8 protein-coding genes are annotated in these 12,031 nt (G+C 75.0%); 3 read left to right on the top strand and 5 right to left on the bottom strand.

The window, feature by feature from the left end:
- Nucleotides 1–217: 217 nt before the first annotated feature.
- The 3 genes from ACZ45Z_RS00905 to ACZ45Z_RS00895 all read right to left on the bottom strand — a co-directional run bounded on the left by ACZ45Z_RS00905 (nt 218) and on the right by ACZ45Z_RS00895 (nt 6,197).
- Complete coding sequence (locus ACZ45Z_RS00905) at nt 218–1,618, bottom strand: amino acid permease (protein WP_468355497.1); 1,401 nt, start codon at nt 1,616–1,618, stop codon at nt 218–220.
- Between the two features lie 251 nt (nt 1,619–1,869).
- Nucleotides 1,870–4,014, bottom strand: coding sequence for a phage holin family protein (locus ACZ45Z_RS00900; RefSeq protein WP_468354072.1), 2,145 nt, complete (start codon nt 4,012–4,014; stop codon nt 1,870–1,872).
- A gap of 164 nt (nt 4,015–4,178) precedes the next feature.
- Complete coding sequence (locus ACZ45Z_RS00895) at nt 4,179–6,197, bottom strand: NACHT domain-containing protein (RefSeq protein ID WP_468354070.1); 2,019 nt, start codon at nt 6,195–6,197, stop codon at nt 4,179–4,181.
- 174 nt (nt 6,198–6,371) lie between these two features.
- Between ACZ45Z_RS00895 and ACZ45Z_RS00890 the strand changes: the two genes are divergently transcribed.
- Complete coding sequence (locus tag ACZ45Z_RS00890; RefSeq protein WP_468354068.1) at nt 6,372–7,163, top strand: MBL fold metallo-hydrolase; 792 nt, start codon at nt 6,372–6,374, stop codon at nt 7,161–7,163.
- A 38-nt stretch (nt 7,164–7,201) separates the two neighbouring features.
- Here ACZ45Z_RS00890 and ACZ45Z_RS00885 read toward each other — a convergent pair whose 3' ends face one another.
- Both ACZ45Z_RS00885 and ACZ45Z_RS00880 read right to left on the bottom strand, forming a co-directional pair.
- The gene (locus tag ACZ45Z_RS00885) at nt 7,202–8,428 is read right to left on the bottom strand and encodes an aminotransferase class I/II-fold pyridoxal phosphate-dependent enzyme (RefSeq protein ID WP_468354066.1); all 1,227 of its coding nucleotides are present in this window, start codon (nt 8,426–8,428) and stop codon (nt 7,202–7,204) included.
- Between the two features lie 273 nt (nt 8,429–8,701).
- Nucleotides 8,702–9,151: a GNAT family N-acetyltransferase gene (locus ACZ45Z_RS00880; protein ID WP_468354064.1), complete on the bottom strand. Its 450-nt coding sequence runs from the start codon at nt 9,149–9,151 to the stop codon at nt 8,702–8,704.
- Between the two features lie 129 nt (nt 9,152–9,280).
- On the opposite strand from ACZ45Z_RS00880, the gene ACZ45Z_RS00875 reads away from it, so the two are divergent.
- Nucleotides 9,281–10,762: a phosphatase PAP2 family protein gene (locus ACZ45Z_RS00875; protein ID WP_468354062.1), complete on the top strand. Its 1,482-nt coding sequence runs from the start codon at nt 9,281–9,283 to the stop codon at nt 10,760–10,762.
- Between the two features lie 181 nt (nt 10,763–10,943).
- The gene (locus tag ACZ45Z_RS00870) at nt 10,944–11,762 is read left to right on the top strand and encodes a class I SAM-dependent methyltransferase (RefSeq protein WP_468354060.1); all 819 of its coding nucleotides are present in this window, start codon (nt 10,944–10,946) and stop codon (nt 11,760–11,762) included.
- The last annotated feature ends 269 nt before the right edge of the window (nt 11,763–12,031 follow it).

The following is a 12,031-nucleotide window of genomic DNA, read 5'->3' as shown; positions in this document are numbered from 1 at the left end:
CCGCAGGAGGGCCGGCGCTGGGTTGGTCCGCTGTTTGTGTGCTGTCGGGGGTGCTTTTTGTTTTGGCTGGTGCTGGGGGCGGGGGTGGGGGGGGGGGGGGGGGGGCGGGCTCCCCCCCCCCCCCCCCCCGATGCCCTCAGACTGCCGGGCGGGTGGGCGCGGGTCGATTACCCGGGAGGTAAGCGCGGGCGCCGGGGACCTGCCACCCCGCGGCCCCCTACTCGGCGTCGGCCGGGGCCGCCGGCGAGGCCGGGAGCGGCTCGCCGGCAGCGGCCCGCGCGTCCGCCCGCGCGTCGTCCGCCGCGTCCTCCGCGTCCGCTTCCGCCGCCCGTCGTCCCGTGCGCCGCGCCGCCATCCACGCGTACACGAGGATGCCGGCGAAGAGGAACAGGACACCCTGGTAGATCGCGGCGTAGCCGGCGCCGGCGACGAGCCAGAAGGTGAAGCCGAAGGCGGTCAGCGCGAGGGTGAGGTCGCGGGTGAAGCGGGCCGGGCGGACCCTGTCGCGCCGGCCGGTGAGCAGGAAGTAGATCTGGGCGCCGGCCGCGAGCAGGTAGGGGACGGTGGCGGAGAAGGTGGTGATCAGCACCAGGATCTCGAAGACCCCGCCGGCGCCGGTCAGGTAGTTGATCAGCGTCAGGGCGCTGGCCAGGACCGTGGCGGCCAGGACACCGAAGGTCGGCACGCCGCGCCGCTTGGTCAGGAAGGGCGCCGGGAACAGGCCGTCCTTGGCGGCGGCGTACGGCGACTGGGCGCTCATCAGCGTCCAGCCGTTGAGCGCGCCGACGATCGAGATGACGGCCGCGCCGGCGATGAGGGTGCCGCCCCAGTGGCCGCCGAACATGGCGTTCACCGCGTCCGAGAACGGCGCCTTGGAGTGCACCAGTCGGTCGTGGCTGACGGTGCCGAAGACGGCGAGGGTGCCCAGGAGGTAGACGACGGCGGCGCCGATGGTGCCCAGGACGGTGGCCCGGCCGACGTTGCGTCCGGGGTCGCGGACCTCGCCCGCGCTCATCGCGGCGGACTCCACGCCGACGTAGCTGTAGAGCAGGATCGCGGCCGCCGCGGACATCCCGCCGACCGCGCTGCCGCCGCCCGCGTTGAACGAGCCGAGGTTGTCCGGGTCGAAGAAGAACAGCCCGACGACGGCGATGAACAGCAGCGGGACGAACTTCAGGACGGTCGAGACGAGTTGGACGACGCCGACATAGCGGGTGCCCGCGAAGTTGGCGAGGGCGGGCAGCCACAGCGCGACCAGGGCCACCATCAGGTCGGTGCCGCCGGACGCGTGGCCGGGGAAGAGGACGTGGACGTAGCCGACGACGGCGACGGCGAGCGCGGCGTTGCTGACCCAGGTCATCGTCCAGTACGACCAGGCGGAGAGGAATCCGGCGAAGTCGCCGAACGCCTCGCGCGCGTAGACGTAGGGGCCTCCGGTGTCCGGGTGGCGTTCGGCGAGCCGTCCGAAGACCAGGGCCAGGGCGACGGCTCCGATGGTCAGCAGGCCGAAGGCGACCAGGCTGACGGTGCCGAAGGGGGCCACCGAGGCGGGCAGCAGGAAGATGCCGCCGCCGATGATGTTGCCCATCACCAGGGCGGTGGCGGTGATGAGGTTCATCCGAAACGGCGGCTTGGCTTGCTCGTGCAGGTCAGAGCCGGTCTCGGGGTGCTGAGCGGCAGGGCTGCGGTGCATGTGATGCGCGTCTCTCGTCGTGCCGGGCTGTCCGGTGTGCCGGACCGACGCTCATGGTCACCGGGTCGGCGCCGTGCTTCAAAATCGGCGCGAATGCTCCCGTCACGGGCGCCTGAGGGCGAAGGATCTTCGGTCCGGCGCGGCGCAGCACCGGGTTTTGTCGTGCGGTCGGCGCATCACCGGGTTTTGTCGTGCGGGGGGCGGCTCGGCGGCGCGGAACCTTCGTGGCGGGCCGCCTGCCGGGGGAGTTCGCGCACCGCGTGCGCGAGGGGGAGCTGCGGACCGTCCGCCTCCCGCAGCCAGCGGCGCAGCACCTGGTGCACCTCTTCGGCGCCCCTCAGCGGCCGGCCGTCCGCCGTCGGCGGGCTGAGTTCGGCGGGCCACATCAGGAAGGGGCGGCCCTGATCGCCGCCCAGCCCGCCGTGCGAGCCGATCTGCTCCTCGAAGGCGTGCACCGTGCCGGTCTCCGGGTCGTAGGCGGAGTTGACCATGATGTCGGCGCAGTGCGGGAAGCCGTGCGTGCGGCGGACCGCGGCCGCCGCGCCGTCGCCGAACACCGCGAGCGGGTCGCTGCCGATGATCAGTCCGGTGTCGAGGTGGTGTTCGCCGCCGAACGGGCCGAGCACCACCGGGCCGGATTCCTCGGAACGCACCAGCAGGAAGCCGATGCCGGGATGGTTGGTGAGCGTGCTCAGCAGCGCCGGATGCCGTGCGTCGATCTCTTCCCGGCTCATCCGGTGCGGCACCTCGGGAAAGGACACCAGCCCGAGGTTTCCGGACGCCAGGACGATCGGCTCCCAGGCGGCGCGCCCCGGGCCGTCCGCCGGTGCCGTCGGCGGAGTGAGCGTCGGCTCCTCCTCCGGTCGGTGCAGCGCGGCGCGCGCCGCCGCGCGGGCCTCCGCTCCGCTGTGCGTCCGCCCGGCCCGGCGCGGTACCGGCAGCCCGCAGCCGGCCCGTACGAGATCGCCCAGGCCCAGCCCGTAGGACCGGCGGAACGTCTCGCCCGGGCTCTGTCCGTGATCGGAGAGCAGCACCAGGCGGTACGGGCGGGGCGCGTGGTGCGCGGCGGTGGCGATCATCGCGACGGCGCGGTCGAGGCGGCGCAGCACCTGGTGGGTGTCGCGGTGCCGGGGCCCCGAGTGGTGCGCCACTTCGTCGTAGGCGACCAGGTCGGCGTAGACACAGGTGCGTCCGGCGAGCATGTCGCCGACGACGGCGGCGACGACCACGTCGCGTTCGACGACGGTCGCGAAGGCCCGCAGGACGGGGTAGAGACCGCCGCGGTTGACGCGCGGCCGTTCCCGGCGCAGTTGGGCGCGGAGCGACTGCGCGATCTCGCGCTGGATCTCGCCCGCGAAGGACAGGGCGGTCCGCGTCGCGTTGGCGGGGTCGGAGAAGTACGCGAAGTAGCCGACGCGGGAGCGGTTGTCCCTGGTGCGGCGCGCCGTCACCGACATGACCAGGGCGACTTCCCCGGCGCCGCCGCTGAAGAGGTTGCCGCGGCTGGCACCGTCGAGGGTGAGCAGTCCGCCCTCACCGGTCTGCTGGACGGCGCGCCGCTGCAACTCGGCCGCGCTGGTGGGCCGGTTGCTGACGACGAGGGTGCCGGTTTCCTTCTCGTACCAGCGGAAGGCGGGCAGGTCGAAATTGCTGCCGTGCAGGATGCCGAGCTGACTGGCGCCGGTCTGGCTGGACCAGTCCGTGTGCCAGGGGCTGAGGAGGTGGCTGGAGTCGAGCAGGCGGGCGACGGTCGGCATCAGCGGCCGTCCGCCGCCGGTGGCCTCCCGCAGCACGTCATAGCCGACGCCGTCGAGTTGGAGGAAGACCGTGCCGGGTGTTTTCGGGACCGGTGCGGCGTCGGTCCGGCGGCGGCCGGCGAGGCGTACGAGACGCCGCCGGTAGGCGTCGTCGTCACGCACGGCCAGGGAGGCGGAGGTCGCCGAGGAGAGGGCGGACGTCACCGCGGCGACGACCACCGCGGTCTCCGGGGCGGCCTGGCCGCGGCCGTCCGGCAGCAGGTCGAGGGCGAGGAGCAGCAGGGAGCCGTTGAGGAAGAAGACCAGCAGGCCGAGGACCAGCGCGGGCACCAGGAGGAGGGCGCGGACGAGCAGGGGCCAGACCAGGGCGCTGAGCAGCCCGAAGACTCCGGCGCACAGCACGGCGGTGAGGACGACGCGCGGGAAGCTGTCGCCGTCCGCGGACTGCAGCCGGAAGTCCGGCAGCAGCCAGGCGAGGGCGAGCAGGCTGACGGTGGAGACGACCCAGACGGTGAGCACCCGCAGCAGGGCACCGCTCGCACTTCGCCACCGGGGGGTCCGCACGCCGTCTCCCCTCAACCCTCGGGCCCGCGCCGGGTCGCGGGTACGTCCGCCAAGCCTGCCACGCGCCCCGGCGCGCCTTGTGGTGCTTGGACCGGTGTGATGCTTGGACCGGTGTGATGCTTGGACCGGTGTGATGCTTGTGCGGGTGTGGTGCTTGTACCGGCTCATTCTCCGGCGGGCGGCCGCGGGTGCCGGAGCAGCCACGCCTGGAGTTCGTGGTGGCGGAACTGGTAGGCGCTGCCGGAGATGCGGATCAGGCCGGCGTCGTAGCACCAGTCGAGGAAGTGGCCCAGGCGCCAGGGCAGTTTGCCGCGCGAGCACAGCAGGAAGACGAAGTAGCGCCGGCCGGCGCCGCTCCACCACACCAGCCCGCAGGTGAATCCGCCCAGCACGCCGGCGACCAGGCCCTGGGCGAGGCCGCCGCCGTATCCGGTGACGGCGCCGAAGACCAGCCCGAAGAGGGCGGCGAAGGTCACCCCGGAGGTGATGTCGTCACGCAGCAGTTCCCGGGGGTGCAGCGACACCCGGCCGGGCCCGCGCGACCACCCGCCGGCGTATTCGGCCACCAGGGTCAGCGCGAAACCCGCCACGAGTACGGCGACGACCACGGCGACCAGGCCGGAGGCGAGCCAGCGCACCAGCAGCACCGCCAGCACCACGACGGCCACGCCGTGCGCCCTGCGCAGCAGCAGTTGCCGGCCGTCGGGAGTGTCGAACCTGCGCAGTTTGCCGCCCTGCGGACTGGGCACCCGCTCGCTTCCCGCGCGCAGCAGCAACGCCAGGGTCAGCGCCGCGATACCGGCGATGGCCGGGCCCCGGGTCGGCGCGAACCCTTCCGAGGAGTTGTGCAGCAGCGCCAGCGCACCGCTGAGGAACACCGCGGTGGTCAGCGCGGCGTCGGCGATCCGGACGCGGCGGGCGCCGGCCAGCGGCCACAGCCGGTGCAGGACCAGTTCGGGCGGCGCGCCGGACCGTCCGGCGCTTTCCGCGTAGCGGGCGAGCTCGGCCAGCCAGCGGTGCACCTTCTCCGGCGGGTAGCCGCTGCGGGCCCGGGACGTGAGCCGGGTGGTGGCCGGGATGTAGCGGGAGATCAGGTTCTCGTCGAGACGCGCCGGGTCCTGGTGGCGCAGGAGTTCGGCGGGGTCGGCCCGCTCGTCGTCGGCGTAGACGGCGGCGGCCAGGGTCAGCCGCCAGGGGGTGGCGACGGCGTGCCGCAGCGGGTGGCCGGCCGTGTCGTCCTCCAGGGCGCGCAGGACCGCGTCCCAGCGCTCGGGGGTGTGCGCCACCCGCTTGACGAGATAGTCGCGGGCCTGCCCCACGGCCACCGCGTCGATCTCGGCCCGGACCGCGTCGCGGACCCCGCGCCCGGCCCGCTCCAGCGCCTCGTACCACTGGGTGCGGCAGGTCAGCACCATCGGCACCCGGCGTTCGCCGTCGTGGTAGTCGGCGAGCGCGTCGAGGGCCTCGCGTGCCCGGGAGGCGGCCGGTGGCGTACCGGGGCCGTCCATCTCGTCGAGGCCGTCCAGTACGGGGATGATCAGGCGCTGCTCGACGAGGTCGCGGGCGACCTGGGGTTCCCGGTCGTAGTCCTGCTCCAGGCACTGGGCCAGCCACGACTCGAACGGCTGGGCGGGGTTCCAGCCGGCGAGCGCGAGCCGGACGGGGACCGGCCCCTTCTCCTCGGCACGCCGCGCCAGATCGAGCAGCAGCTTGAGCGCGAGGACGGTCTTTCCGGCTCCCGGCGCGCCCGTGATCACCAGGCGGCGGGAGCCGATGCGGTCGTAGTCCTCCGCGAGGGTGGTCAGCCTGCCCTGCGAGGAGGTGAACGGGACGTTCGCCTGCCCGCACGGCGACGTGGTGTAGCGCAGGTCGATCGGGACGAGGTCGCCGCCCAGGAGCTGGCTCCACTGGCGGCCCTCCATCGCCTTGATGCGGTGCGCGAGGCGTTTGGCCTCCGTGGCGATGTCGGCGCCCTGGCCGGCCCTGCGGCGCAGCGCCAGCAGCCCGACCAGCACGCCCAGTGTGCTCAGCGGCAGGCCGATCACGCCGGCGGTGTCCTGGCTCTGGAGTCCGCCGTCCAGCAGTGCGTCGATCACCCACAGCGCGGCGCCGAGAGCCGCCAGGCTCCCCAGCGCCACCACCGCCTGCCACACGCGCCGGTGCCGGCGCCCCCCGATCTCCATCGCGCGCGCTCGCCAATCCCCTCTGCGTCCCCGCCCGTTGATGCCTCAGACTGCCATACGGGACGGTCGCGCGGCGGGTGCGGACGGCGAGTCCGGACGCGCCTCGGCGCCGGTGCCGCCGCGCGCGGTGCGGTGCGCGGCGGGGCGAGGACGCCAGAGATCGGGAGGTCATCGATGCCGGTGGAGGTCACCTGGTGGGGACATGCCACCGTGACGGTCGAGGACTCCGGGGTGCGGGTGCTGACCGACCCGCTGTTCACGGACCGGCTGGCGCATCTGAGGCGCCGGCGGGGCGCGCTGCCGCCGCCGGACGCCGCCCGGGCCGATCTCGTCCTCGTCTCCCATCTGCACGTCGATCATCTGCACCCCGCCTCGCTGGCCCGCCTCGCGCACGGCACCCGGCTGGTGGTGCCGTACGGGGCGAGCGCGGCGGTGCCCGGGCTGCGGCGGGTGGCGGTGGCGCGGCGGCTGCGGGTGAGCGAGGTACGGCCGGGCGACACGGTCGCGGCGGGCGCGGTGACCGTACGGGCGGTGCGCGCGGCCCACGACGGGCGGCGGCTGCCGTACGGGCCGCGGCGGGTGCCCGCGCTGGGCTATGTCGTGCACGGCACGGCCCGCACCTACTTCGCCGGTGACACCGGGCCGTTCGCGGACATGCCCGGCGAGGTGGGGCCGTGCGAGGTGGCGCTCCTGCCGGTGGGCGGCTGGGGCCCGTTCCTCGGGCACGGGCATCTGGACCCGCGGCGGGCGGCCGAGGCGGCGGCCCGGCTCGCGCCGTGCAGCGCCGTCCCGGTGCACTACGGCACGTACTGGCCGATCGGCATGGCCGCGGTACGGCCGCACGAATTCCACACCCCGGGCCGGGAGTTCGAGCGGCAGGCGGCACTCCTGGCACCGACGGTGACCGTGCACCGGCTCCGGCACGGCGAGTCGGTCCGGCCGGTCGTCGCACGAGGGAGCCGGTAGGGAGTCCGGCGCGGTCACGCGGCGGGGCCCGGGCTCGGTCAGTCGGGTGTCGGGGTCGTGAGGGTGGCGAGTTTGTGCGCGAGGGTGGTGAGCGACCGTGTGAGGGGCGGCAGCGTCAGGGGGTCGGCCGCGGTGAGGGCGCGGGCGGGGAGGTCCTGGTCGGGGGTGTCGAGCAGGGCGTCGGCGCACAGGCGTACGCGCAGCGCCGCCGGATCGTCGCCGAAGCGGTGGCCGCCGCGCGCCCCCCAGGCCGCCAACTCCCGCTCCAGGGACGCGGATTCGGTGATTCCGTGGGTGGCCAGCGGGCGGCGCAGCGGGTCGAGGTCGGCGTACAGATGACTGCCGGAGTGCGGCGGGCGGCAGACCGCCCCGGCTTCCGAGACGGTGCGGTGGAGCGCGGCCGCGAGGGTGGCGTACATCCGGGCCGTGGCGGCCGTCCTGGCGCGTACGGAGTCCGGTTCGCCGAGCGCGTGGGTGACTGCGCAGGCGAGCGGGCCGGGCAGGGTGGCGTCCGGCGCCGACAGCGCGGCGCCCACCGCGATGCGCAGGGCGTCGGCCCGTTCGGTGGCGGGGAACCGGGCGAGCGCCGCGGGCCAGGAGCCGGGGACCAGGGCGGCCCGCAGGTCGGTCAGCACCACGACCTCGTCGGGCAGCATCTCGGCGGGGCTGAGCACCACGGTGTCGTGCGGATCGTGGAGCAGGTCGCGGCGGGATTCGTCGCTGATGATCCACAGTCCCTCGCCCGCCGCCGCCTCGCACACCTCGTGCAGTTGCTCGGGTGCCGGGCAGGTGCCGGTCGGGTCGTCGGCGACGGACAGGACCAGGACGCGGGGCGCGGCGCCGTGCATCCGGATCCGCCGGACGGTCTCCAGCAGGGCGAACGGGTCGGGCAGGCCGCCGGATTCGGCCGGTACGGGCGCGAGGTGCACCGGCAGGCCCAGCATCCGGGCGGGGGGCGCGTACCACTGGGCGCAGGGGCGCGGCAGTACCACCGAGCCGTCGGCGGCGGCGTACAGGGCGAGGAGGAGGACCGGTGCGCCGGGGGCGGCGAGCACCCGGCCGGGCGTGGTGACCAGGCCGCGGCGTTCCCAGTAGCCGCAGGCGGCCTCGCGCAGCGGCCGGGAGCCGCCGGGGGGTTCGGGTGCGGTGCGGCCGGCGGCGGCGGAGAGGTGGGCGGCGAGATCCGGCAGTACGGGCAGGCCCGCCGGCGGGTCCGGCGCTGGTTCCGGGTCCGGCTCCGGTGGGTCCGGGGCGGTCGGCCGCATGCGTACCTCCACTCCACGACGGCGGGCGATGCGTGGGCCTCGCGCATGCACGCGCCCCGTCCACCTTGGCAGATCGGGCGGGCGGCGGGCGGGGACGACACGAGCGGGGAGGGGTGGCGACGGCCGGGGGCCGGGCGGCCGGGGGGGCGGCCGGGGTGGGCGGCCAGGCGCGCATCGGGGGCCGTAGCCGGGCAACGGACCGCCCGTCCGTGCGTGCGGAGATTCCCGCCCCTGGCGCCGCCCCGGCACGGCCCCCGCCTCAGGCCCCGCGCCTCAGACCCCCGTCGGCCCGTCCGGCGCCTCGTACCGGTGCACCTCCACCGTCTCCCCCGGCCCCCACTCCTGCCGCTCCGTGGCGCACCGGGTCCAGCCCCGCCGTTCGTAGAGGGAGATGGCCGACAGGTCGGTGCTCTTCACCTCCAGTACGGGGCGGAGCCCGCGGGCCGCCGCCTCCGCCACGACGCCGCGCAGCAGGAGACCGCCGAGACCCTGCCCCCGGGCGCCGGGGCCGACGTAGAGCCGGCTGACCTCGTTCCCGCACAGGGCCGCGTGTCCGGCGACCGCACCGCCGGTCTCGGCGACCCAGGCGGCGGTCAGGTCGTCGGGGGTCAGCCAGCGGGCCGGATCGGCCGGCCAGTGGTGCGGATACCCGCTGTGGGCGTGCACCTCGGCCAGAACGGCCACGCAGGCGCCGAGGTCGGCGGTCTTCCGTCGTCTGATCACCGGAGCATCGAAGCACGGCCGCCGGGCCGACGACCGCCCGGCTGACGACCGCCGCCCGCCCGCGTGGAACCCGGCGCCGCGCGGGCGGGCCGGGGCCTGTTGCGCGCCGAGGCGGGTACAAGGTTGCGCATGCGAACGTTTTTGACCCATCTCGACCGTCGGACCTTCGTCCGGATCGCGTCCCGCGAGTGGCCGGGCGCGCAGCGGGTGCTGCCGCGACTGAGCCGCAGCGCCAATCACGGGCTGCTGTGGTTCGGCATCGCGGCGGGCGCCGCGGCCCTGGGCGGCAGGCCCGCGCGGCGGGCCGCGCTGCGCGGGGCGGCGTCGCTGGCGGTGGCGTCGGCGGCGGTGAACACGCTCGGCAAACGTTCCGTACGGCGCCGCCGCCCGCTGCTCGACCCGGTACCCGTCATACGGCAGCTCAGCCGTCAGCCGTTCACCTCCTCCTTCCCCTCCGGCCACGCCGCCTCCGCGGTGGCCTTCACCACCGGTGTCGCCTTCGAGAACAAGTGGTGGGGTCTGGCCCTGGCGCCGGTCGCCGTCTCGGTGGCGTTCTCCCGCGTCTATACGGGGGTGCACTACCCGGGCGATGTGCTGGCCGGTGCCGCGCTGGGCGCCGGGGCCGCGTTCGCGGTGCGGGGCCTGGCGCCGACGCGGGCCCAACTGGCGCCGCCCGCCCGGCCGCGCGCGGACGCGCCCGCGCTGCCCGGCGGGCGCGGCCTGGTCGTCGTGGCGAACCAGGGCTCGGGGCAGCGGACCGGGCCGCGTCCGGACCGCGCCCAGGAGGTGCGCGCGGTGCTGCCGCGGGCCGAGGTGCTGGTGTGCGGCGGGCCCGACACGCGGCCCCTGGAGGAACTCCTGGAGGAGGCCGCGGTGCGCGCCGGGCAGTTGGGCGGCGCGCTGGGGGTGCTCGGTGGGGACGGCACCCTCAACGCCGCGGCGGCGGTCGCGGTGCGCCACCGGCTGCCGCTGGCGGTGCTGCCGGGCGGCACCCACAACCATTTCGCGTACGACCTGGGGATAGAGACGAACGCGGACGCGGCACGCGCCGTGGAGACCGGCGAGGCGGTCGCGGTGGACCTGGCGTGTTTCCGGGCGGGGCCGGAGGGACCGGCGCGGTATTTCCTCAACACCTTCTCCATCGGCGCCTATCCGGAGCTGGTACGCGTCCGGGAGAAGTGGGCGGGCCGGATCGGCGCCTGGCCGGCCGGGGTGCTCGCGGCGTGGGAGGTGCTGCGGACCGCGGAGCCGCTGAGGGTGGAGATCAACGGCAGGCGGCGGGCCGTGTGGACGCTGTTCGCCGGCAACTGCCAGTACCGCGGGCTGGGGTTCGCGCCGGTGCGCCGGCACGATCTGGCGGACGGGGTGCTCGATGTGCGGGTGGTGCACGGCGGCCGCCTGGCCCGGACCCGGCTGCTCGCGGCGGCGTTGACCGGGGCGCTGCGCCACTCCCCCGTGCTCAGTGAGGCGCGGCTGCGGCGGCTGCGGATCGGCGGCCTCCCGAAGGGCACGGATGTCGCCTTCGACGGCGAGGTGGCCGCCGCGGACGGTGAGTTGACGCTGGAGAAGGAGAACGAGGCGCTGACGGTGTATCGCCTGCTGCCCGAATGACGTCCGGATGAGCCGACTGACCGCATGGTGAGATAGCACTCTCATGATGCGAGATGGGGCAGTACGGTGAGCTCACCACGCCGAAGGGCGTCCGCGGCACGGTCCGCGCGGACGCCCGTGCGGCGGCCGGGCGCTGCCGCACGGGCCCCGGCCGCCGCCCCAGCCAGCGAAGGAGCCGGCCATGCCGCAGGAATCCGCCGTCTACACGCACGGTCACCACGAGTCCGTACTGCGCTCCCATGCTTGGCGCACCGCGGCCAACTCGGCCGGCTACCTGCTGGGTTCGCTCCGCCCGCACATGCGGATCCTGGACATCGGCTGCGGCCCGGGCACCATCACCGCGGATCTGGCCGCGCTGGTGCCCGAGGGCCGGGTCACCGGTCTGGAGCACGCGCCGGCCGTCCTGGAACAGGCGCGGGCGACGGCCGCCGAACGCGGCGTGACCAACGTCGATTTCGCGGTCGGCGATGTCCACGCCCTGGACTATCCCGATGACACCTTCTGCGTGGTGCACGCCCATCAGGTGCTGCAACACGTGGGCGATCCCGTCCAGGCGCTGCGCGAGATGCGCCGGGTCACCAAGCCGGGCGGGATCGTCGCCGTCCGCGATTCGGACTACTCGGCCATGACCTGGTATCCGGAGGTGGCGGCCATGGACGACTGGCAGCGGCTCTACCTGACCGTGGCCCGCGCCAACGGCGGCGAGCCGGACGCCGGACGCCGACTGCACGCCTGGGCGCGCCGGGCCGGTTTCGCTCCGGCCGATGTCACCGCCACCGCCGCCGCCTGGTGTTTTCACACTCCGCGGGAGCGGTCCTGGTGGAGCGGGCTGTGGGCGGACCGCACCGTCGCCTCGGCGTACGCGCGGATCGCGGTCGACGGCGGGCACGCCACGCCGGACGAGCTGGAGCGGATCGCCCGGGCCTGGCGGGAGTGGGGCGCCGACGAGGACGGCTGGTTCGCCGTACCGCACGGCGAGATCCTGTGCCGCGTGCGGTGACGGTGACGGACGGTCGCTGTCACTGTCGCTGAGACGGCTGTCCACCTGATGGCCCAACGGTATGCCCCATTAGGTGCATAAGCGCATTTGTGCCGGTACCGATGGAAGAGTGAACCGACAGCAACTGGCCGCCATGGCGGCACTCACCCTTCTGGCGGCGGCCTGGGGGGGGGGGGGGGGGGGGGGGGGCCCCCCCCCCCCCCCCCCCCCCCCCCACCCCAAAAGAGATGGGGGGGGGGAGAGGGGGGGGGTTTTCTGGTTTGTTTCTT

This window comes from Streptomyces sp. NPDC031210, from assembly GCF_055570395.1.
Note: the sequence above shows the minus strand (reverse complement) of the source record. Positions and strands in the feature narration are given on the sequence as shown.

Excerpts from the sequence above, each read along its gene's own strand:
- ACZ45Z_RS00905 (WP_468355497.1), bottom strand. The coding sequence starts at position 1,618 with ATGAACCTCATCACCGCCACCGCCCTGGTGATGGGCAACATCATCGGC.
- ACZ45Z_RS00885 (WP_468354066.1), bottom strand. The coding sequence starts at position 8,428 with ATGCGGCCGACCGCCCCGGACCCACCGGAGCCGGACCCGGAACCAGCG.
- ACZ45Z_RS00870 (WP_468354060.1), top strand. The coding sequence starts at position 10,944 with ATGCCGCAGGAATCCGCCGTCTACACGCACGGTCACCACGAGTCCGTA.
- ACZ45Z_RS00890 (WP_468354068.1), top strand. The coding sequence starts at position 6,372 with ATGCCGGTGGAGGTCACCTGGTGGGGACATGCCACCGTGACGGTCGAG.
- ACZ45Z_RS00875 (WP_468354062.1), top strand. The coding sequence starts at position 9,281 with ATGCGAACGTTTTTGACCCATCTCGACCGTCGGACCTTCGTCCGGATC.
- ACZ45Z_RS00895 (WP_468354070.1), bottom strand. The coding sequence starts at position 6,197 with ATGGAGATCGGGGGGCGCCGGCACCGGCGCGTGTGGCAGGCGGTGGTG.